At 64.3% G+C, this 21,460-nt stretch carries 23 protein-coding genes; 6 read left to right on the top strand and 17 right to left on the bottom strand.

From position 1 onward, the window contains the following. Positions 1-260 precede the first annotated feature (260 nt). A complete protein-coding gene (locus BM136_RS18935) occupies positions 261-1,763 on the bottom strand; it encodes an NAD-dependent succinate-semialdehyde dehydrogenase (RefSeq protein WP_092974106.1) in 1,503 nt (500 codons plus the stop codon). Between the two features lie 4 nt (positions 1,764-1,767). Further along, positions 1,768-3,048 (bottom strand): 4-aminobutyrate--2-oxoglutarate transaminase, encoded by a 1,281-nt coding sequence (gabT, locus tag BM136_RS18930; RefSeq protein ID WP_092974102.1) that lies wholly within the window; start codon positions 3,046-3,048, stop codon positions 1,768-1,770. Between the two features lie 153 nt (positions 3,049-3,201). Here gabT and BM136_RS18925 point away from each other — a divergent pair, with 153 nt between their 5' ends. Further along, on the top strand, positions 3,202-4,716 hold the full coding sequence (locus BM136_RS18925) for a MocR-like pyridoxine biosynthesis transcription factor PdxR (RefSeq protein WP_092974099.1): 1,515 nt from the start codon (positions 3,202-3,204) through the stop codon (positions 4,714-4,716). Positions 4,717-4,778: 62 nt separating this feature from the next. Here BM136_RS18925 and slmA read toward each other — a convergent pair whose 3' ends face one another. Genes slmA through argB form a run of 3 tightly spaced genes read right to left on the bottom strand, consistent with a single transcriptional unit; the run spans position 4,779 to position 7,258 of the window. Further along, the gene (gene slmA, locus BM136_RS18920) at positions 4,779-5,429 is read right to left on the bottom strand and encodes a nucleoid occlusion factor SlmA (protein ID WP_045205124.1); all 651 of its coding nucleotides are present in this window, start codon (positions 5,427-5,429) and stop codon (positions 4,779-4,781) included. Between the two features lie 45 nt (positions 5,430-5,474). After that, positions 5,475-6,332, bottom strand: coding sequence for an HAD-IA family hydrolase (locus tag BM136_RS18915; protein ID WP_092974096.1), 858 nt, complete (start codon positions 6,330-6,332; stop codon positions 5,475-5,477). Beyond that, positions 6,332-7,258, bottom strand: a complete 927-nt coding sequence (gene argB / locus BM136_RS18910; RefSeq protein WP_092974093.1) for an acetylglutamate kinase — start codon at positions 7,256-7,258, stop codon at positions 6,332-6,334. The genes BM136_RS18915 and argB overlap by 1 nt, the downstream gene beginning before the upstream one ends. A 171-nt stretch (positions 7,259-7,429) precedes the next feature. Between argB and BM136_RS18905 the strand changes: the two genes are divergently transcribed. From BM136_RS18905 to BM136_RS18895, 3 genes are read left to right on the top strand one after another with little or no spacing between them, the layout of a single operon-like run. Next, entirely contained in the window at positions 7,430-8,023 is a 594-nt protein-coding gene (locus BM136_RS18905; protein ID WP_092974090.1) for a sigma-70 family RNA polymerase sigma factor, read from the top strand. Positions 8,024-8,065: 42 nt separating this feature from the next. Further along, the gene (locus BM136_RS18900) at positions 8,066-8,278 is read left to right on the top strand and encodes a zf-HC2 domain-containing protein (RefSeq protein WP_027678660.1); all 213 of its coding nucleotides are present in this window, start codon (positions 8,066-8,068) and stop codon (positions 8,276-8,278) included. Beyond that, the gene (locus BM136_RS18895; protein WP_092974087.1) at positions 8,275-8,490 is read left to right on the top strand and encodes a cysteine-rich CWC family protein; all 216 of its coding nucleotides are present in this window, start codon (positions 8,275-8,277) and stop codon (positions 8,488-8,490) included. Before BM136_RS18900 ends, BM136_RS18895 begins: the two co-directional genes overlap by 4 nt. Here the strand turns inward: BM136_RS18895 and BM136_RS18890 are convergent, their stop codons facing one another. Both BM136_RS18890 and BM136_RS18885 read right to left on the bottom strand, forming a co-directional pair. Further along, the gene (locus BM136_RS18890; RefSeq protein WP_092974084.1) at positions 8,491-8,712 is read right to left on the bottom strand and encodes a hypothetical protein; all 222 of its coding nucleotides are present in this window, start codon (positions 8,710-8,712) and stop codon (positions 8,491-8,493) included. Between the two features lie 46 nt (positions 8,713-8,758). Further along, positions 8,759-9,256, bottom strand: a complete 498-nt coding sequence (locus BM136_RS18885; protein WP_175537170.1) for a copper chaperone PCu(A)C — start codon at positions 9,254-9,256, stop codon at positions 8,759-8,761. A 142-nt stretch (positions 9,257-9,398) separates the two neighbouring features. Between BM136_RS18885 and BM136_RS18880 the strand changes: the two genes are divergently transcribed. Beyond that, positions 9,399-10,745: an ATP-binding protein gene (locus tag BM136_RS18880; RefSeq protein ID WP_092974081.1), complete on the top strand. Its 1,347-nt coding sequence runs from the start codon at positions 9,399-9,401 to the stop codon at positions 10,743-10,745. 48 nt (positions 10,746-10,793) lie between these two features. Continuing rightward, positions 10,794-11,372, top strand: coding sequence for a response regulator transcription factor (locus BM136_RS18875; protein WP_024977037.1), 579 nt, complete (start codon positions 10,794-10,796; stop codon positions 11,370-11,372). Between the two features lie 33 nt (positions 11,373-11,405). Here BM136_RS18875 and BM136_RS18870 read toward each other — a convergent pair whose 3' ends face one another. From BM136_RS18870 to BM136_RS18825, 10 genes are all read right to left on the bottom strand, one after another. Beyond that, positions 11,406-11,609 carry a CsbD family protein gene (locus BM136_RS18870; protein ID WP_024977038.1) on the bottom strand — a complete coding sequence of 68 codons (204 nt, stop codon included), beginning with the start codon at positions 11,607-11,609 and terminating at the stop codon, positions 11,406-11,408. Between the two features lie 79 nt (positions 11,610-11,688). Continuing rightward, positions 11,689-12,303, bottom strand: coding sequence for a hypothetical protein (locus BM136_RS18865; RefSeq protein ID WP_092974078.1), 615 nt, complete (start codon positions 12,301-12,303; stop codon positions 11,689-11,691). A gap of 214 nt (positions 12,304-12,517) precedes the next feature. Beyond that, a complete protein-coding gene (gene hslU / locus BM136_RS18860) occupies positions 12,518-13,849 on the bottom strand; it encodes an ATP-dependent protease ATPase subunit HslU (RefSeq protein ID WP_024977040.1) in 1,332 nt (443 codons plus the stop codon). 27 nt (positions 13,850-13,876) lie between these two features. Then, positions 13,877-14,413: an ATP-dependent protease subunit HslV gene (gene hslV / locus BM136_RS18855; protein WP_004628261.1), complete on the bottom strand. Its 537-nt coding sequence runs from the start codon at positions 14,411-14,413 to the stop codon at positions 13,877-13,879. 155 nt (positions 14,414-14,568) lie between these two features. Beyond that, positions 14,569-16,170: an ABC transporter substrate-binding protein gene (locus BM136_RS18850; protein ID WP_092974075.1), complete on the bottom strand. Its 1,602-nt coding sequence runs from the start codon at positions 16,168-16,170 to the stop codon at positions 14,569-14,571. A gap of 99 nt (positions 16,171-16,269) precedes the next feature. After that, positions 16,270-17,577: a zinc metallochaperone GTPase ZigA gene (zigA, locus tag BM136_RS18845; protein WP_092974490.1), complete on the bottom strand. Its 1,308-nt coding sequence runs from the start codon at positions 17,575-17,577 to the stop codon at positions 16,270-16,272. A 99-nt stretch (positions 17,578-17,676) separates the two neighbouring features. After that, a complete protein-coding gene (gene dksA, locus BM136_RS18840) occupies positions 17,677-18,096 on the bottom strand; it encodes an RNA polymerase-binding protein DksA (protein WP_024977044.1) in 420 nt (139 codons plus the stop codon). A gap of 421 nt (positions 18,097-18,517) precedes the next feature. Further along, positions 18,518-19,600 carry a CobW family GTP-binding protein gene (locus tag BM136_RS18835; RefSeq protein ID WP_092974072.1) on the bottom strand — a complete coding sequence of 361 codons (1,083 nt, stop codon included), beginning with the start codon at positions 19,598-19,600 and terminating at the stop codon, positions 18,518-18,520. Further along, positions 19,588-20,115, bottom strand: coding sequence for a Fur family transcriptional regulator (locus tag BM136_RS18830; RefSeq protein ID WP_092974069.1), 528 nt, complete (start codon positions 20,113-20,115; stop codon positions 19,588-19,590). The genes BM136_RS18835 and BM136_RS18830 overlap by 13 nt, the downstream gene beginning before the upstream one ends. A 97-nt stretch (positions 20,116-20,212) precedes the next feature. Then, positions 20,213-21,451, bottom strand: coding sequence for a lactonase family protein (locus BM136_RS18825; protein ID WP_092974066.1), 1,239 nt, complete (start codon positions 21,449-21,451; stop codon positions 20,213-20,215). Positions 21,452-21,460: the final 9 nt, after the last annotated feature.

The raw sequence follows: 21,460 nt of genomic DNA, 5'->3' as shown, positions 1-21,460 counted from the left end.
GACCGGCAACGCTGTTCACGCAACCAATCGGGTTCTCATGTGGCGCACGTGGGGCGCTTGCTTTTACCGCCCCCGCTCTGACCGAACCTCTTTAGCCGCATTTGTAATGAGAGCCCAGGGCCACATCCGTGGATATCTGAACTCCCGCGCGCCCGCAAGCCAGTCGTCAAATCGGCGCGCCAGAGGAAGGTGATTATAGAGCAAGCTGCGGCGGACGCATCACCGCATCGTGATGCGTCCGATCCTCCGTCATACGTTGGTCAAAGGCCGGCCATGTTGATGTACTTGATCTCCAGGTATTCGTCGATGCCGTATTTCGAGCCTTCGCGGCCGAGCCCCGATTGCTTGACGCCGCCAAACGGCGCCTCCGCCGTCGAGATCAGCCCCGTATTGACGCCAACCATGCCGGACTCCAGCGCATCCGAAACACGCCAGGCGCGGCCCAGATCGCGTGTGTAGAAATACGCAGCGAGGCCGAACTCGGTGTCGTTGGCGGCGGCCACAGCTTCCTCTTCCGTGTCGAAGGGAATGAGCGCAGCCAGCGGGCCGAACGTTTCTTCATGCGCGAGCAGCATGCCAGGCTTCGCATCGACGACGACGGTGGGCTCGAAAAACGCACCGCCCTGTGCGGACAACGCATGCGGCTTGCCGCCCACCAGGACGCGGGCGCCATGGCGTACGGCGTCGTCCAGATGCTGTTGCACCTTGTCCATCGCGCGCATGTGGATCAGCGGGCCCTGCTGCACGCCGGGCTCCGTGCCGTTGCCCACGCGCAGCGCACGCACCGCGTCAGCCAGCTTGGCAGCAAACGTGTCGTAGATGCCGCGTTGCACGTAGAAGCGGTTCGCGCACACGCAGGTCTGGCCTGCGTTGCGGTACTTGGCGATCATCGCGCCTTCCACGGCCGCATCGACGTCGGCATCGTCAAACACGATGAACGGCGCGTTGCCGCCCAGTTCGAGCGACAGCTTCTTGATGTCGTCGGCGCACTGGCGCATCAGCAAGCGACCGACCGCCGTGGAGCCCGTGAAGCTGAGCTTGCGCACAATCGGGTTGGACGTCAGCTCGCCGCCAATCGCCTGCGAATCGCCCGTGACGATGGACAGCAGGCCCGCCGGCACGCCAGCGCGCACGGCCAGCTCGGCAAATGCGAGCGCAGAGTAGGGCGTTTCCAGCGCAGGCTTCACGACCATCGAGCAACCGGCCGCCAGCGCCGGGCCGACCTTGCGCGTCATCATCGCGATGGGAAAATTCCATGGCGTGATGGCCGCGCTCACGCCGATCGGCTCCTTCTGCACGACGATGCGGCGATCGCCCTGCGGCGAAGGAATCGTGTCGCCATAAATGCGGCGTGCTTCTTCCGCAAACCATTCTATGAACGACGCGGCGTAGGCAATTTCGCCGGCGGCTTCCGGCAGCGGCTTGCCTTGCTCGGCTGTGAGGATGGCGGCGAGATCCTGCTGGTGCTCCATCATCAAATCGGCCAGCTTGCGCAGGACCTTGGCGCGATCGCGTGCGCTCACCTTGCGCCAGGCGCGTTGCGCAACCTGCGCGGCATCGATGGCGCGGCGCGTTTCGGCGGTGCCCATGCCGGGCACGGTGCCGATCTTGCGGCCGGTGGCCGGATCGGTCACGTCGCGTGTGGCGCCGTCATCGGCATCGGCCCAGGTGCCGGCGAGAAACGCCTGCGTGCGCCACAGGCCAGGGTCTTTCAGTGCGATCGGCGGGGTAACCGGCGCGCTAGGCAAATCGGTGCGGGTCATGATGTCAGCCCTCCAGTGCGCGTTGCAGGATGGCAAGGCCCTCTTCAAACACCGCGTCTTCAATCGTGAGCGGGAACAGGAAGCGGATCACGTTGCCGTACACGCCGCACGACAGGAGGAGCAGGCCGGCTTCGAGCGCGCGCTGCTGCACGAGCTTGGTGAAATCGGCGTCCGGCTTGCCGTCCGGCGTATTGAATTCGACAGCAACCATCGCGCCCACGCCACGCACTTCGGCGATGCGCGGCTGTTTGGCCTTGGCAGCGTTCAGTGCGTCAACCAGCCGTGCGCCCAGCGCGGCGGAACGCTCGCAGAGTTTCTCGTCGGCGATGATGTCGAGCACCGCATGTGCGGATGCCACCGCCAGCGGGTTGCCCGCATAGGTGCCACCGAGCCCGCCCGGAGCCGGCGCGTCCATGATCTCTGCACGGCCCGTGACGGCCGACAGCGGCAGACCGCCGGCCAGGCCCTTGGCCATCGTCGTGATGTCCGGCAGCACGCCGGTGTGCTCCATGGCAAACAGCTTGCCGGTGCGGGCAAAGCCGGTTTGCACTTCGTCGGCGATCATCACGATGCCGTGTTCGTCACAGAGCGCACGCACGGCGCGTACGAAATCGGCGGGCATCTGGTAGAAGCCGCCCTCGCCCTGCACCGGCTCGAAGATGATGGCTGCCACTTGGCGCGGATCGATATCAGCCTTGAACAGGCGCTGGATGGCGTCAAGCGCATCCTGCGTGCTCACGCCATGCAGTGCGACAGGCGCCGGCACGTGATAGATGCTGCCCGGGAACGGCCCGAAGCCCGTCTTGTACGGCACCACCTTGCCCGTCAGCGACATGCCCATGAACGTACGGCCGTGGAACGCGCCCGTGAGTGCGATCACCCCCGGGCGGCCCGTGTGCGCCCGTGCGATCTTGATGGCGTTTTCCACAGCCTCGGCGCCGGTGGTGAAGAAAGCGGTCTTCTTGGCGTGCGAGCCTGGCGTGATCGCGTTCAAACGCTCGGCCAGCTCGACGTACGAACCGTACGGCACGATCTGGAAAGCAGTGTGCGTGAAGTGATCCAGCTGCTCGCGCACGGCCTGCACCAGACGCGGGTGGCGATGGCCCGTGTTGACCACGGCAATGCCGGCTGCGAAGTCGATGTAGCGGCGGCCTTCGACGTCCCAGAACAGGGCGTTCTCGGCGCGCTCGGCGTAGCGGTCGGTCATCACACCAACGCCGCGCGGCGTGGCGGCCAGACGGCGGGCATTCCATTGGGCGTTCTGTTGCGGGTCTCGGGCGTTCATGGCGGTCGTGTGCGTTGGGTCAAGAAAGAGGCGATGCGAGCCAGTGTGTTCCCATTGGCTCTGTACAATAAGACCCAATCAGGTTTTTCTTTTAGAACCACTTTGGTTCCATCGCGCACCATGGCCGACCACTCACCCACCCACCGCGCCAGCATGCTGGTCGACTACCTGCAACGCCGCTTCGACCGTGCAGAGCCGGGCGGCGAGCCCGACCACCGTCGCCTGTACCGCGTGTTGCAGGAAGGCATCCTGCGCGACGAGCTGCAGCCGGGCACGCGCCTGCCGTCATCGCGACAGTTGGCTACCGAGCTGGGCATTGCGCGCAACACGGTCATCCACGTCTATGAGCAACTCGGCGTGGAAGGCTATGTGTCGGCGGGCGTGGGCAGCGGCACCTTCGTCGCCGATACCGCGCCAGACCGGCTGGACGCCGCCCCCGCACCGGCTGCAGCGGTTGCCGCAGTGGCGCCCGCGCCGATCACTGAAGCGGCCACGCCGTCCGCGCCGATGCTCTCCATGCGCGGCCGTGCGCTGGTGCGCGATGCAGGTGCCAGCTCGCGCCAATGGGGCGCCTTCATGCCGGGCGTGCCGGAGGTGCGGATGTTTCCGGCGCGCATTTGGTCGCGCTTGCACAACCGGCTGCTGCGCAAGCCTTCACCCGCGCTGCTGACGTATCCCGTTGGCGCCGGCTACCTGCCGCTGCGCACCGCGCTGGCCGATTACCTGCGCACCGCGCGTGGCGTGCGGTGCGAGCCCGAGCAAATCATCATCACTGCAGGCATTCACCCGTCGCTCCAGCTCATCGCCCAACTGCTGTGCGACGCCGGCGACAGCGCATGGATCGAAGACCCCGGCTACTGGGGCGTGCGCAGCGTACTCACCGCTGCGGGCGTGCGCACCGTGCCCCTGCCGGTGGACGACGAAGGCATGCGCTTCGACATCCCCACACGCGGGCGTCAGCGCAGCAAGCCGCCGAAGCTCATGGTGGTCTCGCCATCGCACCAATACCCGCTCGGTTCGGTGATGAGCCTCGCGCGACGCCGCGCGCTGCTGGCTACGGCCCACGCCACCGATGCATGGATCGTCGAAGACGACTACGACAGCGAATTCCGCTACGGCAGCCGCCCGCTGCCCTCACTGCAAGGGCTGGATGAAGGCGGGCGCGTGCTCTACATGGGCACGTTCTCGAAAGTGCTGTTCCCCAGTTTGCGGATCGGTTATCTGGTCGTGCCGCCCGCGCTGGCCGATGCGTTTACGACGGGGCTGTCGGAGATGTTTCGCGGCGGCCAGATTCTCACGCAAGCCGTGCTGGCAGACTTCATTGCGGAGGGGCATTTCGTCTCTCACATCCGGCGCATGCGTGGGGTGTATGCGGAACGGCGCGAGACGCTGCTGGCGTCCATCGCCCACGAGTTTGGCGACGCACTGCCCGTGCATGACGGCGCGTCGGGCCTGCATCTCGTGCTGGGCTTGCCGGCCGGCACCAACGATGTGGCTGTTGCTAATCTGGCACTCGCCAATGACGTCGTCACCCGGCCTCTCTCACGTTATTACCAGAACGATGCGCGCCGCCTGCCGGGGCTGCTGCTTGGCTATGGCCACGTGGAAACGGAGCAGATTGCGGCGCGATTTCATACGCTGGCGGAAGCGGTGCGCACCATTGGCTGACCAACGCTGCACGCAACAAAAAAGCCCCGCATCGCGGGGCTTTTACTTGGGACGAAGCACGCTCAGGCCAACAGCACCCGCAACTGCGCATCCGCACCTTCCACCGGAGACTTCCGGAAGCCGCTCTTGGCGTACCGATGCCAGCGTCCCAGCACCGCACATACGACCAAGTTGGCACGCGAAGCGATGTCGGCATCCGCCGGCCAGGCCCCCTGCGTGACCGCCATGCGCAGACTCTGCTTGAGCGACGCCTCAATGCGATCCAGGCACTGCGCCATGCGCTCGGGCAGGCGCTCGTCTTCGCCGACCAGCGCGTCGCCCACCAGCACGCGCGTCATGCCCGGATTCTTGTCGGCAAACGATAGCAGCATGTGCGCGATGGCATGCGCCTGGCGCAGGCCGTGTTCCTCACGCAAGGTGATCTGGTTGATGAGGCCAAAGACGGTCTGCTCGATGAATTCGATCAGCCCTTCAAACATCTGCGCCTTGCTGGCGAAGTGGCGATACAGCGCCGCTTCGGAGACATCCAGCCGTGCAGCCAAGCCCGCGGTTGTGATCTTTTCACCACGCGGATGCTCGAGCATGCCGGCAAGCGTCTGCAGAATCTGCACGCGGCGCTCGCCCGGGCGGGGGCGTTTGCGTACCGGCGGTGCTTCTATGGCGACGTCCGCGACCGGCTCGGCGGTCGGAAACTCCGTTTGCGCGTTGCTCATGACTTCCTGGCCCCTCTCCCGTTCCGAGCGCGGAGTTACCACTGCCTAGCCGCGTCGAACAAGCCTTCGTTTTAGTTGAAGCACCGATTTTACTTTCACGCTCACATAGCCGGGCCGGTTGGCGAACAAAATCGGTGTGGCGGCCGGTTGATGTGGTGAATTTGCACGCGCGCCAACTGCCGTCGCTTGCATTGGATGCAATGCATCGGCAGCGGAAGTCGGCTGCACGCCGGGCGGCACGCGCCGCAGATAACCCGTCACCCATACCGTGCAAATCCCCAGGCGCCGATAGCGTTTGAGGTGAGAAAGCGTGTCTTCGACGAGGATGGCGCGCGATGGCGCAATACGTTCGCGTGCGAGCAACCGGCGCAGCATCAGCGGGTCAGGTTTCGGACGCAGGCGCCGGTGCACCCACATGTGCTCGACGGCAATTTCGCGCAGGAACGCGCGCTTCAGGCCAATGAGCCGCAGCACCTCGCGCGCGTAGGCGGCCGGCGCGTTGGTCAGCAGAATCTTGCGCCCCGGCAGGGCGCGCAGCAACTGGGCGAGGCCGCGCTCCGCGCGCACCATGGCGCGCAGGTCTTCAAAGCGGTGGGCCTCGGCAAGGAAATCAGCGGGGTCGACGCCGTGATGGCGGACCATGCCCAGAATCGTGGCGCCATAGCGGCGCCAGTAATCCACGCGCACCTGGCTGGCGGTGGCGTCGTCCGTGCCGAGCACGCGCGCCACGTACGCCGTCATCAGCCGGTTGATCTGCGGAAAGATCGCGTGCGATGCGTGGTGAAGTGTGTTGTCGAGGTCGAACAGCCAGACCGGCTGCCGGGCGGGTGGGGAGCCCGCCGGCACCTCGCGCGGGAAGGCGCGCGCAGCATGGCGCACCCGCACCGCCCGAGTGGTTCGCATCAGTGCGAGCGGATCATCGTGCCGAACGCCTGTTCGGTCAGGATTTCCAGCAGCAGCGAGTGCTCGATACGGCCATCGACGATGTGCACCGAGTTCACACCGCTCTTGGCAGCATCCAGCGCCGACGAAATCTTCGGCAGCATGCCGCCCGAGATCGTACCGTCGGCAAACAGCTCGTCGATCTCGCGTGCCGACAGGTCGGTCAGCAGGTTGCCCTGTTTGTCCATCACGCCGGGAATGTTGGTCATCATGACCAGTTTCTCAGCCTTCAGAATCTCGGCCATCTTGCCAGCCACGACGTCCGCGTTGATGTTGTAAGCCTGGCCTTCGTCTGAGAAGCCGATGGGCGAAATGACCGGAATGAACGCGTCGTCCTGCAGCGCCTTGACCACGGCCGGGTTGATCGTCTCGATATCGCCCACGAAACCGATGTCGATAAACTCGCCCGGGCGCTCGCGGTCCGGCATCTTCAGTTTCTTGGCGCGGATCAGGCCGCCGTCCTTGCCGGTCAGACCGACGGCCTGGCCGCCGTATTGGTTGATCAGCATGACGATGTCCTGCTGGACTTCACCGCCGAGCACCCACTCGACCACTTCCATGGTCTCTTCGTCGGTCACGCGCATGCCCTGGATGAAGGTGCCTTGCTTGCCGACCTTCTTCAACGCTTCGTCGATTTGCGGACCGCCGCCGTGCACCACCACCGGGTTCATGCCGACCAGCTTGAGCAGGATCACGTCGCGCGCGAAGCCGTGCTTGAGCTTTTCCTCCGTCATGGCGTTGCCGCCGTACTTGATGACGATGGTCTTGCCGTGGAACTTGCGAATGTAAGGCAGGGCCTGCGCGAGAATTTCAGCCTTCAACGCCGGCGCAACGTGCGCGAGTTCGGGGGCGAGGCCAGCAGGGTCGGGGGCAGCAGAAGCGGTCATGACGGTGACATCCGGTTGGGCGGGTATGATGGAGCGCCGAATGTCGCGTGCTACAAAAACGAAGCAGCCCATTTTCGGCAGGCGCGATTTTACAAGAAAAGGCGCTACGGTCTGGTGGCGCACCTTGCGTGCCTGCCATACCGTTGCCACGAAAGAACACCCTGGGGAAACATGGCCATCGCACCCGACCAACTCGACGCGCTGCGCCCTCACCTGCTGCGCTTTGCGCAACTGCAATTGCGTGACTCGGCCCTGGCTGAAGACACGGTGGCCGACACCATCCTGGCGGTGCTCGAACACCCGGAGCGTTTTGCCGGCAACGCCTCCCTCAAGACGTACGTGATCGGCATCCTCAAGCACAAGATCATCGATGCGATCCGCTCGGGGCGGCGCGAAGTGCGCGTCTCGCTGCTTGCGGGCGGTGAATCCGACGAGGCCGGCATGCGTTCCGACGAAGCGGTCTTCGACAGCCTCTTCGCCGCCGATGGCCACTACACCCGCCCGCCGTCCGACTGGGGCGACCCCGATGCCGCGCTGTCACGGCGCGAGTTCTTCGACGTGCTGCAAATGTGCGTTGATCGACTGCCGCCGCGGGTGGGCCGCGTCTTCATGATGCGCGAGTGGCTGGAGCTGGAAACCGACGAAATCTGTCAGGAATTGCAGATCACCGCGACCAATGCCTGGGCACTGCTTTATCGCGCCCGCATGCGCCTGCGCGAGTGCCTTGACCTGCACTGGTTCGGCAATCAGCCTGCCGCTGCCTGAATCGCCCGTAAGCGCACCTAAGCCGCATCACAGAGAACGACCATGCCGAACCGCTGGGGACTGCCCACCTGCAAAGAAGCCCACCGCATGCTGGTGTCGAAGATGGACCGCGACCTGTCCACAGGCGAGCGGCTACGCCTGCGCGTGCATCTGTTTGCCTGCGATGCGTGTACGCGGTTCTCGCATCAGATGGGATTTTTGCGCCAAGCGATGCACAAGCTCGGGCAAGACGACGACGGGAGCAACCCCGCGTGACTGCGCCGGCTGCCAACACCGTATGTGCGATGTGCGGCGCGGACTTGCGCTGCGGCGCCATCGGCGACGGCACGCAGCCCGACACGACGTGCTGGTGCATGTCCGAAGAAACGCTGCCCGCCAGCGCGCGGCGCCCGGGACAGGGCTGCCGCTGCCAGCGTTGTCTGCGCGAAGCGATTGCGCAGGCAAAGGCAGCGCCTGAAGCGAGTTGATCAGTCTTTGTCTTTGCTGTCGTCGTCCAGCGTGCGCAGTGCGCGGCGGACGTCGGCCCGGCCGCGCTGGCGCTCCGCGTGGCCGCCTTCGGTGTGGGCCCCGGCTTTGCGGCCGCGGGCAAGCGGCACGAGAAAGTTGCGCGGGCGCGCAGTGCCGGCCTTCGTCGAGGGTTCGATGCGGAACGTCAGTTTCTGGCGAGTGCCCAGTGTCTTGTTAGCCATGGGAATGCTTCCTTACGTGGCTTGAAGCGACACTCGCCGCAAGCCATCAATGTTTGTGTTCGCCGCCGTGGTTCATGGCGGGCATGTTGCCGGCGGTCAGGTCGCGCACGCGGGCCTCGACCTTCTGCTCGACGACGCGCTTGTCGGCCAGCTCCACCTTGAGCGTGAGCGGCACGGTGGTGTCCTTCACCAGCGGTTGTTTCAGGTTCATCAACATCACGTGGTAGCCACCCGGCTTGAGCTGCACCGTCTGGCCCTTGGGCAGATCCAGCGAGGGCATCGCGCGCATGCGCATCACGTCGCCTTCCATCTTCATCTCGTGGATCTCGGCCGTACCGGCCACGGGCGTCGACACGCCCACCACCTTGGCACCGTCGGCCGATTGCAGCGTCATGAACGCGCCGCTGGATGTCTGGCCCGGCACCGTGCCGCGCACCCAGGCATCCTGCACCGTGACCTGTGCAAAAGCGGCGGCGCTTGCGAGCAGGCCAGCAGTAAGCACAGCCAGGCAAGCGGAAGAACGGATCGATCGGGACGTCATCATCAAGGGCTCCTGTCGGGGACAAACGTGCTGCGCATTAAAGCACAGCGTCTGTGGGGAGATAGGTTGGGTGCACAATTGTGCGGCTGATTGACGCATCGCCGCACGGAGAACCGCGCGGTGCGCACGTTTACACTTGTCCACCATGCTTTCCACCCTGTCTCTTGCCGCGCCACTGCTGGACGCTTCCAGTCTACGCCGCCTCTTCTGGCTGCGATGGAGCCTGCTGGCCACCCAACTGGTCCTGATGCTGCTGGCGCCGCTGGTATTTGGCGTGCAACTGCCGGTGGTGCCGCTGCTGAGCGTGATGGGCCTGCATGCGCTGTTTAACCTGCTCACCGGATGGCGGGTGCGGCGCAACCGGCCCGTGCAGCATATAGAGATCACCGTTCAATTGCTGGTGGACCTGACCGCGCTGTCCGCCCTGCTGTATTTCACGGGTGGCGCGACCAACCCGTTCGTCTCGTTCTATCTGCCGGCGCTGGCGATTGCGGCGGCCATGCTGCCGATCGCACACGTGGTCGGCCTGACGCTGTATGCGCTGGCCGCCTACAGCATGATGCTCGGCAACTACATCCCGCTGAAGCTGGCGAACCAGGCCGATGCGGTGGCGTATCACCTGGCCGGCATGTGGATCGATTTCGTGGCCAGCAGCGCGATGATCGCCGGCTTTACGGCGCGGCTGTCTGCCGCTTTGCGCGAGAGCGACGCGCAATTGACCGAAGCGCGCGAGCGACTGCTGCGCGAGCAACGCATCGAAGCCCTGATGTCGCAAGGCGCGAGCGTGGCGCACGAGATGGGTACGCCGCTGTCTACCGTGGCCGTCATCGCCGGCGAGCTGCAGCACGACGCAAAGCAGCCCGATTCCCCGCTCGGCCCGTACCGCGAAGACCTGCGCGCCATCGAGCAGCAACTTGAACTGTGCCGCGCCGCTCTCGCGCGTCTGCAACGCAAACCCAACGACGGCGCGCCCGAGCCACTCGGCCAATGGTTGCCCGATTTCACGCAGACGTGGCAGCTGCGGCATCCGGACATTCGCCTGCACACGGAGACGTCGCCGGCGGCACAGGCGGTCGAATTGGATGCAGTGAGCGTCGGCCAGATCCTTACCATCCTGCTGGACAACGCAGCTCGCAGCCAGCAGCACGCCGGGCGCGATCTGGTGCCGCTGCTGCTGACGGCCAAGATCGACGCCAACCCGGACATCCTCCGCGATATGCCGCCGCAGATCGTGCTGTCCATCGTTGATACGGGGTTGGGTTTGCCGGAAGACCTGCGAACCTCGCTGGGCCGCACACCGGTGCCAAGCCGGCACGGGGGGCACGGCATCGGGCTGTATCTTGCCTCCACCACTGCGCGCCGCCTGGGTGGTACCGTGGTGCTCCGTCCGAACCCGCCGCAAGGCGCCATTGCCGAACTCCGACTGCCGATTGGCGGTCCGATGGAACACGCGGCCGCCCCCATCATTGGCGCGCCCACCCTCTTCACATAACGAGACGGCCTGACGCAGCCCCGCGCACGTACGGCCCCGGAGAACACCATGCAGCAGCCCGCCCCCTTTCTGATCCTCGATGACGACGACGTCTTTGCGCAGACGCTGGCGCGTGCGCTCACGCGTCGCGGCTTTGCTCCGCAGATCGCGCACACGGGGGGGGAAGCGTTGGCCCTCGCACGCCAGACACGCTTTTCGTATGTGACTGTCGATCTGCACTTGGCCGCGAGCGACAAGGGCCTGATGCCCCATGGCGGCACGGATTCGGGCCTGCACTGGATAGCCCCATTGCGCCAGGCGCTGCCCGACGCGCGCATGCTGATTCTCACGGGCTACGCGAGCATTGCCACCGCCGTGCAGGCGGTCAAGCTGGGAGCTGACGAATACTTGGCCAAGCCGGCCAACGTCGATTCGATTCTGCTGGCGCTGCAGGTTGGCGTGTCTGAAGCCGTGGCGGAGCAGACGATGGAAAACCCCGCGCCCCTGTCGGTCGCACGACTGGAGTGGGAGCACATCCAGCGCGTGCTGGCCGAGCACGGCGGCAACATCTCCGCCACCGCACGGGCGCTCAACATGCACCGGCGCACGCTGCAGCGCAAGCTGGGCAAGCGGCCGGTCGCCAAATAGACGCCGGCCGCGTGACGCCACATCAGCGCCGCATCACCAACGGGTATCGCGCTCCCACGCCTTGAGCTCGTCTTCGGCGCGTTCCTTCGTGTAGCCGTAGCGTTCCTGGATCTTGCCGGCGAGCTGGTCGCGCTTGCCGCGGATCACGGTCAGGTCATCGTCGGTGAGCTGGCCCCACTTCTCCTTGACCTTGCCCTTGGCCTGATCCCATTTACCTTCGATCTGGTCCCAGTTCATACGTCCTCCGTTGCGATTGTGAGATTGAGACAAAGCAGGGGCGACCCGCAGGCCGCCCGTGTAGGCACTTCCGTACGGCTTACTTCTTGAACTTGGCGGCGACGTCGTTCTGGCACTTCGTCTTGGCATCGCCGGACATGGCGTCGCAGCGCTCCTTCGCAGCCTTGTAATTGGCGTCGTTGGTGTCCTTGACGGCGTCGCGGCGCGCTTCGCTGACATCCTTGGCATTGCCTGTGGCCTTGGCGTGGCTCACCTCTTCGCCACCCTTGGCACGCGTGTAGGCGGCCTTGGCGTCTTTCACGCAGGTGTCCTTCTCGTTGCCCTTCATGGCATCGCACTTCGTCTTGGCGACGTCGTAGTCGGCTTCGGCCTTTTCCTTGGCGGCGCGGTTGCGGGCGGCCTCAGTGCCATCGCGCTCCACCATCGCATTGGCCTTGGCAACGTTGTAATCGCCCTTGGCCTGCGCACGGCAGACGTCGTGGTCATTGCCCTTCATCGCGTCGCACTTGTCCTTGGCGGCTTTGTAATTGGCATCGGCTTGCTTGACGGCACTGTCGTAAGCGGCGCGCTTGGCATCGTTCGGTGCTGAGGCACCGGCGGGGCCGGTTGGCGCGGGCGTGAGCTGGGCGTGGGCGATGCCCAACGGGGCGCAGGCAAGCACGCAACACAGGGCCAGGCGTTGGATCGGTTTCATACGCTTCTCTCCTTGTCGTGGTTGGAATCGCGCACGCCAGGTGCGCGGCGCGCATTGTCTGTGCGGCACCACCTTCTTCAGCAGATAACGGACCTGACCACGCACGATTCTGAGCAAATCCTTGCCAGGCTTGGCTTGGCGGGTGCCCAAACAAAACGGGCCGCATCGTCTCCGATGCGGCCCGCAGGACATATGGAATGCGTTGCTTACACGCTTACAGCACGTAGCGCGACAGATCTTCGTTACCAGACAGCTCGTTCAAGCGCTCGTCGACGTACGCAGCGTCGATGGTCACGGTCTCGCCGGACGATTTGTGTGCGTGGAACGACAGATCTTCAAGCAGCCGCTCCATCACCGTGTACAAACGGCGTGCGCCGATGTTCTCGACCTTTTCGTTGACCGAGCATGCGATCTCGGCCAAGCGGCGGATACCGTCTTCGGCAAACACAAGATCGACACCCTCCGTCTTCAAGAGTGCCTGATATTGCTTGGTGAGGCTCGCGTCGGTCTGCGTGAGAATCGCGCGGAAATCCTCCACTGACAGCGAATCCAGCTCCACGCGAATCGGGAAGCGGCCTTGCAATTCAGGAATCAGGTCGCTCGGCTTGGACAGATGGAACGCGCCTGACGCAATAAACAGGATGTGATCGGTCTTGATCATCCCGTACTTGGTGTTGACGGTCGTACCTTCCACCAACGGCAGCAAGTCGCGCTGCACGCCCTGGCGCGACACCTCGCCGCCGCCGTATTCGCTGCGGCTGGCGATCTTGTCGATCTCGTCCAGGAACACGATGCCGTTTTGCTCAACGTTGGCCACCGCTTTCTGCTTCAGCTCATCTTCGTTCACGAGCTTCGCGGCCTCTTCGTCGATCAACAGCTTGAAGGCTTCCTTCACCTTCATCTTGCGACGGTTCTTCTTGCCCTGACCCAGGCCCGCGAACATCGAGCGGATCTGCTCGGTCATGTCTTCCATGCCGGGCGGGCCCATGATGTCCATGCTCGGCGTGCCGGCCGACACTTCCAGTTCGATTTCCTTGTCGTCGAGCTGGCCTTCGCGCAGCTTCTTGCGGAAGGTCTGGCGCGCGGTCGAATCCTTCTCTTCCGGCTGCGCAAAGCCGATGTCGCGCGGCGGAGGGATCAGGACGTCGAGGATGCGATCTTCGGCCGCATCTTCGGCCTTGGCGCGCACCTTCTTCATCTCGGATTCGCGCGTCTGCTTGACGGCCATCTCGGCCAGATCGCGCACGATGGTGTCGACATCGCGGCCGACGTAGCCCACCTCGGTGAACTTGGTCGCCTCGATCTTGATGAACGGTGCGTCGGCCAGCTTGGCCAGGCGCCGGGCGATCTCGGTCTTGCCCACGCCGGTCGGGCCGATCATCAGGATGTTCTTGGGCGTGATTTCCTGGCGCAGCGGGTCTCCCACCTGCTGGCGGCGCCAACGGTTGCGCAGCGCCACGGCCACAGCCTTCTTGGCCTTGTGCTGGCCGATGATGTGCTTGTCGAGTTCGGAGACGATTTCTGACGGCGTCATGGTTTCAGACATGGGAATCCTGTCGATGAAGGCGTTCGATTATTCGAGCGTCTCGATCACGAAATTGGTGTTGGTATAAATGCAGAGTTCGCCAGCGATGCGCAGCGATTTTTCCACCACATCGCGCGGAGCGAGGTCGGTGTTCTCCATGAGCGCCTTGGCGGCCGATTGTGCATACGAGCCGCCCGAGCCGATGGCAGCGATACCGCCTTCCGGGTCGAGCACATCGCCGTTGCCGGTGATGACAAGCGTGGCTTCGCGGTCGGCGACGATCAGCATCGCCTCAAGATGGCGCAGGGCGCGATCGGTGCGCCAGTCCTTGGCCAGGTCGACAGCGGAGCGCAGCAGGTTGCCCTGATGCTTCTGCAACTTGGCCTCAAAACGATCCAGCAGGGAGAAGGCGTCAGCAGTGGCGCCTGCAAAGCCAACCAGCACCTTGCCATCATAGATGGCGCGCACTTTGCGAGCCGAGCCTTTCATCACGATATTGCCCAGCGTGACCTGGCCGTCGCCGCCGAGCGCGACTTGGTTGCCGCGCCGCACGCTGACGATGGTGGTGCCGTGATACTGTTCCATGCGCTTGTTCCTAGGGGTCCGGCTTGGCGCGGCCCCCAGCGGGCCGGCCAAAGAACTTCATACTTGACGCCAGCCCCGAGGATTTCAAGCCTGATTTCCGTCACAGCGCACACTTTTTGTGCGCCGAAAATCGCTTTTTGGCGTTGCCTTACGCCTCACTGCGTCACATCGAACGCGTAGGTGCGCTCATCCAGACGCGGTATCACCGTGTAGCCCTTGCGGGCCGCCCACACGTTGATATTGAAGTAGAGCGGAATCACGCCGTAATCGCGCATGCCGATTTCCGTGGCTTCCTGCAGCAGCCTCTCGCGCTTGCTGTCGTCCAAGGTCTGCAGGGCTTCGGCCAGCTTGGCGTCAAGCGCTGGATTTGAATAGCGTCCGCGATTGGACGCGCCCCAACCACGCCCCGGATCATAGGTGGCCAGCAGCGCCTTCAGGCTCGAACTGGCTTCGCCGGTATCCGCGCCCCAACCAGCCTGCAGAAACGAAAAGTCCAGCTTGTTCGCCCGCGTGAAGAACGACGCTGACGGCAGCGTCTCGACCCTGGTGGCAATGCCCACCCGCGAAAGCATCGAAGCGATCACCTGTGCGACGCGGTCATCGTTCGGATAGCGGTTGTTGGTGGCATGCAGCGTGATGGCAAAGCCATCGGGGTAGCCGGCCTGGGCGAGCAGTTTCTTCGCTGCGGCCGGGTCTGCCACGGGTGCCTTCAGGCCCGGGACGTGGCCGAACAGCGCGCTGTTGACGAGTTGGCCAGTGGGCTCGGCAGCGCCTTCCATTACGCGATCGACGATGGCTTGGCGCGAGATCGCCAGCGAGATCGCCTCGCGCACGCGTGCATCCTTGAGCGGGTTCTTCGGCAGCGGCTTACCGGCCTTGTCGGTGACGAACGGCGACACGTCGCGGTTCGAATCCATGTGCAGATACATCATGCGGAACACCGGCATCTTGAACACCGTCACCGCCGGGTTGGTCGACAGCTTCTTGATGTCCGAGCTCGGCACGTTCTCGATGACCTGCACGTCGCCCGCCAGGAGCGCCGCCACGCGCGGCGCGTCGGCCGTCAGGATGCGCAGCGTCACGTGCTGCCATTGCGGCTTCTTGCCCCAGTAGCCATCAAAGCGCGTGAGTTCCACGCGATCGCCGCGGTTGAAGGAGACGAACTTGTACGGCCCGGTGCCGATCATGGCGCGGCCGTTGTTGAAATCGTCCGCGGCGGCTTTTTCGACGGCCTTCTTCGACACCATGTAGACGGTCGACAAATCGTTCGGCACCAGCGGGTATGGCCCGTTCGTGGTGATGCGCACGGTCAGCTTGTCGACCGCCGTCACGTCCTTGAAGCCACGCGTGTAGATCGTGAACGGCGATGGGCTGTTCTTGATGGTGGCCGGGCGCGCCAGCGAATAGACGACGTCGGCCGAGGTGAATTCGCTGCCGTCATGGAAATGCACGCCAGGGCGCAGCTTGATCTCCCATACCGTATCGCTCAGAGCCTTCCATGACGTGGCGAGGCCCGGCTTGAGACGCATCTTCTCGTCCTTGGCGATCAGCGCCTCGAACATATGCTCGGCCACGTTCGAATTGGGCGTGACGTTGTGGAAGTGCGGATCGAGCGAAGTGATGTCGCTCGACAGCCCAATCACCAACGTGGATGCCGGCTGGGCATGCGCCGCAATCGGCGTGAGCGCCGAGAGCGTCGTGGCAAAAGACAGCGCAGCGACCAGGTTCGCGGCGCGCAGCAGACGCAGGACCGACATGACGACTCCCCGTAGTTTATGACGAAAGCAAAACGTTCGGGGATTGTCGGGACCGGACGACGCCGGTGTCAACGTCGATGAAGCAGGGGGTCTGCGCGCTCAGTGATGGTGCCCGCAGTCGCAGTCGTCACCGTGTTGGTGATCGTGGTCGTCGTCCCACTCCGTGTCGTCGTGGTCGTCGTAGGCCCAGGCGGGGAAGGGATCGGCCAGCGCGACCCATGCTTCGGGTCCGGCAGCCATCTCGGCATCGGTCAGAAGGCAGGCATCGAGCTGCGCAGTGAGCGCGGCTTCATCCAGATCGGTACCGATGAAGACCAATTCCTGGCGACGATCGCCCCAGCGCGCGGGCGCACCGTTGTCGTGCATCTTCTCGGAAATGTCTGCGCGGGCTTCTTCCTCGTCGGGCCATTCGGCTTCATCCACCGCTGCCCACCACGCGCCGGCACCGCCGTGACGCATCACGCCGCCGGCCTGGCCCCAGCTGCCCGCCGTGTCCATGCGTGAAGCCAGCCAGAAATAGCCCTTCGAACGCAACACGCGGCCATGCTCGCGCAGCCATTCGGTGTGCATCAGATCCCACAGACGCTGCGGGTGGAACGGCACGCGGCGGCGATAGACGAAACTGCCGATGCCGAGCGCTTCAGTTTCGGGCACATGTTCGCCGCGCAGCTCGGCCAGCCACGCAGGTGCCGCCGATGCGGCATCGAAATCGAACCGATGCGTGTTGAGGATCTCGTCCAGCGGCACCTTGCCAAAGGACGCCGGCACGATGCGCGCGCGCGGGTTCAGCGAGTGCAGGATGCTGGCCAGGCGCTCGCGCTCGGCATCGCTCACGAGGTCGATCTTGTTGAGCACAATCACGTCGCAAAACTCGACCTGTTCGATCAGCAAGTCGACGACGGTGCGGTCGTCGTCTTCATCACGCGCCTGGCCGCGGTCGGCCAGAAAATCGGCGGCATCGTAATCGACCAGGAAGTGCTGGGCATCGACCACGGTGACCATCGTGTCGAGGCGCGCAAGGTCGGACAGCACCTCGCCTTCAGCGTCTTCGAACGTGAACGTCTCGGCAATCGGCAGCGGCTCGGCCACACCGGTTGATTCGATCAGCAGATAGTCGAAGCGGTCTTCACGGGCTAGGCGCGCGATCTCGTCGAGCAGGTCTTCGCGCAGCGTGCAGCAAATGCAGCCGTTGGACAGCTCCACCATGCGTTCGTCGGTGCGCGAAAGCTGCGCACTGGTGGCCGTACCATCGCCCACGAGCTGCGCGTCGATGTTGACGTCCGACAGGTCGTTGACGATCACGGCCACGCGCTTGCCCTCGCGGTTGGCGAGCACGTGGTTGAGCAGCGTGGTCTTGCCGGCGCCCAGAAAGCCGGACAGCACGGTAACGGGAAGCGGACGGGACATGATCAGCGGCCTCGGTTCGTGGCCAAACAAAGCAAACAGCCCGGTGAGTTACCGGGCTGCCAAATCAAATGAATGCGTCAGACAAATGCGACGCTTGCGTCAGTCACCCATCAACTTCTGGCGCTTTTCGCGGCGCTCTTGCGCCTCCAGCGTCAGCGTGGCCGTCGGGCGAGCAAGCAGACGCGGAATGCCGATCGGCTCGCCAGTCTCGTCGCAGTAGCCGTAGTCGTTGGCATCAATGCGCGCAATCGACTGTTCGACCTTCTTGAGCAGCTTGCGCTCACGATCGCGCGTGCGCAGCTCCAGCGCGTGCTCCTCTTCGATGGTGGCACGGTCAGCCGGGTCCGGCACGATCACCGTCTCACGCAGGTGCTCGGTGGTCTGGTTGGCGTTCGCGAGAATTTCATCGCGCATTTTTACAAGCCGGTCCTTGAAGAAGGCGAGCTGCGCCTCGTTCATGTAATCCTTGTCGCTCATCTTCAGGATTTCGGCTTCGGTGAGTAGTTTCTTGCTGCTCATGGTTGCTGCAGATGATCCTGGTAAGTCGCGCGCCGTCTCGGCTGTCGCGTCGTCCTTGCGCGGGGATGCGCCGGACTCATTCTGGCTTGCGGCGGACTTGCCGCCCCGCGCGCCTCCTTTTGCCTCTCCCGCAGCGGCGCCCCCTGCCGCTTTTTTTCGGGTGGCTGGCGCAGCCTGGGCTGCTGCCGACTCCGTTTCGGACCGCCCGGCACCGCCGTTGGCGCCGCGTCCTTCCTTGGTCTTAGTCACCATCGCCTGCTCTCCTATCGGACGTGCTTCGGACGACGTGCTTCTAAATCGACCTATTGTAGCTGAACGATATTAACCGAACTATCGGAGAAACACGGACACAAAATCCGGCCCGGATTCTGCCTGAAACCGCGCGGCGGGGCCACCCAAAAGGAGGGAAAAAGCGCCGGAATCAGGCCAGGCAGTTCTCCAATCCTTTCAGAATCGTTTCGCGCGGCAGGTCCACACCGATGAACACCATGCGGTTAGAAGGGGTCTCGCCGTCCCATTTGCCCCCCACGTCGCTGCCCATGAGCTGGTGCACGCCCTGAAACACGACCTTGCGGTCGACGCCTTCCATATACAGCACGCCTTTGTAGCGCAGCAGCTTCTCGCCGTAGATATTCAGCACGCCGGAGAGAAATTCCTCCAGCTTGGTGTAATTGAACGGCCGTTCGCTGCGGAAGACGAACGAGGCGATGCGGTCCGTGTGGTGCGCATGGCCGTGGTGATGGTGGTGACCGTGGCCATGTTGATGACCATGATCGTGATCGTGGTCGCAGTCGGCCGAGCAAGCGTGGTCGTGATCATGCTCGTGGTGATGGTCATGATCGTCTTCGCGCAGGAAGTCGGGATCGATCTCCAGCTTGGCGTTCAGATTGAAGCCGCGCAGGTCGAAAATCGTGTCGATCGGCGCCTCACCAAAATTGGCGGTGCGGATCGGGGCGCGCGGGTTCATATGCAGCAGGCGGTGGCGCAGTGCGTCCACATCGTCGGCGGACACCAGATCGCTCTTGGTGATGAAGATGGCATCGGCAAAGCCCACTTGGCGCTGCGCTTCTTCCTGCTTGTCGAGCTGCATGTTGCCATGCTTGGCATCGACCAGCGTGATGACGGCATCCAGCAGGTAGCGGCTGGCGATCTCGTCGTCCATGAAGAACGTCTGGGCAACGGGGCCGGGGTTCGCAACGCCGGTGGTTTCGATGACCACGCGATCAAATTGGATCTGGCCGTTGTCACGGCGCGTGAGCAGGTCGGACAACCCCTTCACCAGATCGCCGCGGATGGTGCAGCAGATGCAGCCGTTGCTCATTTGCACGATCTGCTCGTTGCCGTCCTGCACGAGGATGTCGTTGTCGATGTTCTCTTCGCCGAACTCGTTTTCGATCACGGCGATCTTCATGCCGTGCTGTTCGGTCAGGATGCGCTTGAGCAGCGTCGTCTTACCGCTGCCGAGAAAGCCCGTCAGGATGGTGACCGGGATCATTTTGGACATGGTGCGTTTCCTGTCTTGTGATGGGCCGCCAGATGCGCGCAATCCGCGCAAGCGCCCTTGATGGTGAGTTCAGCATGGTCGGCCGCGAAGCCGGCGGGCAGGCCGGCCTTCGGCATGGCCGGCGGCTCGGCGCCCTCCAGGCAGAAGTCGCGCCCACATTGCGTGCAGTGGAAATGGCTGTGCGAGCGGTGCGCCGCTTCGCGCGCGGCGTCGTGCTCGGCAAGGCTGAAGCGGAAGACACGATCCGCCCCCGCCGTCTTGTGGACGATGCCGCCTGCCACGAGCCAGTCGAGCACGCGGTAGACCGTCACACGGTCGATGCCCGAATCGTCGGGCAGTGCGTCGCACACGGCTTGGTGCGAGAGCGGATCGGCGCCCTGCATCAGCACGGCAAGCACGCGCACGCGGGGCTCGGTCACGCGGCTACCCAGGCCACGCAGGCGTGCGCGGGCAGCCTCTTCAGGCGAATGGGATTGCGGAGTGGCGAGATCGTCGCGCGGGGGCCGGCTGTTCATGCGCGGGATTGTCCCACGTGGCGCGGGTTGCTGCAATTGAGTTGCAATTGGGCGGCATTGCGCCGCCCCGGGGTTTCTTTTCGCGCTTCGCTACCGCTTATGCCGCGAACACCAGACACACGGGCGTCGGCACCTTTGCCACCACCACGGGCTGGTCCAGCTTGCCGGTTTGTCCGTCGATGCGCAGCCGCAGGAGGGTGTCGCCCTTCTGGTTGAGCACGTAGACGTAGCTGCCGTCGGGCGCCATCGTCATCGCGCGCGGGAAGTGCACACCTTCGCTCCAGTACTGAAGCGGCGCGAGCTTGCCGGAGGCGTCAATGCTGAATGCGGCCACGCTGTCGGCCAGCGGGTGATCCGACTTCAGCTTCCGGTTGCTGGCGTAGAGGAACCGCCCCGACGGATGCATCAGCAGTTCGGCGCCGCTCTTCTGGCCGGTGTAGTCGGCAGGGGTGGTAGAGATGCGTTGGCGCTCCTCCTGCACGTGGCCGGTGGCGGGGTCGTAACCGTGGCAGGCGACTGAGCCCTCGAGTTCATTGATGACGTAGAGCAGCTTGCCTTGCGGATGCAGCGCCAGGTGGCGCGGGCCGCTGCCGGGCTTGAGCTGCGCGCGATCCCGCGGGGCTAGCTTGCCGCCCTCGATGGCAAATACGTTGATGCGATCGGTGCCCAGGTCGGTGCCGATCACGTGCTGGCCGGTGGTGTCGAACAGCATCATGTGCGCGTGCGGCGCTTCCTGTTCGGGGCGGGGGCCGGAGCCGGTGTCCTTGAAGATGCCGGAGACGGTGCCGAGCTTGCCGTCCTCGCCGATCGGCAGGAGGTTGTACGCGCCGCCGCTGTAGATCGACACGCACAGGTGCTTGCCGTCCGGCGACACGACCACGTGTGCGGGGTTCGTGCCCGACAGTGACAGCGGCTGGCGGTTCAGCAGCGTCAGCTTGCCGTCGCGCGCGTCGATCGCATAGGCCTCGGCGCTGCCGTTCGGCCGACCTTCATACACCTCAAGTTCGTTGATGGCGTACAGGAATCGCTGATTCGGGTGCACGGCGAGGAACGACGGATTGGCGCTTTCGACGACCTGCACCTGCGTCCATGCATCGCCGCGCGGTGCCAGCACATAGATGCCGCGGGCGGCCGGGCCACCGGCGGTGCCGCCCGGCGCATTGAACGTGTAAGTGCCGACATAGGCGAAGCGGGGAGGGCGTGCATTGCCTGCGGGCTGCGCGCCCGACGCGGCGGATTGCTCGCCCGCCTGGGCCATGACGGTTTTGGGAAGAGCGCCCAGCAAAGGCAAGCTACCGGTCCACTGCATGAAAGTTCGACGAAGACGATTGGTCATTGGATGGCT

This window comes from Ralstonia sp. NFACC01 (assembly GCF_900115545.1).
Classification (GTDB): Bacteria; Pseudomonadota; Gammaproteobacteria; order Burkholderiales; family Burkholderiaceae; genus Ralstonia; species Ralstonia mojiangensis.
The sequence above is the reverse complement of the archived record's forward strand: the minus strand, read 5'-3'. Positions and strand labels throughout refer to the sequence as shown.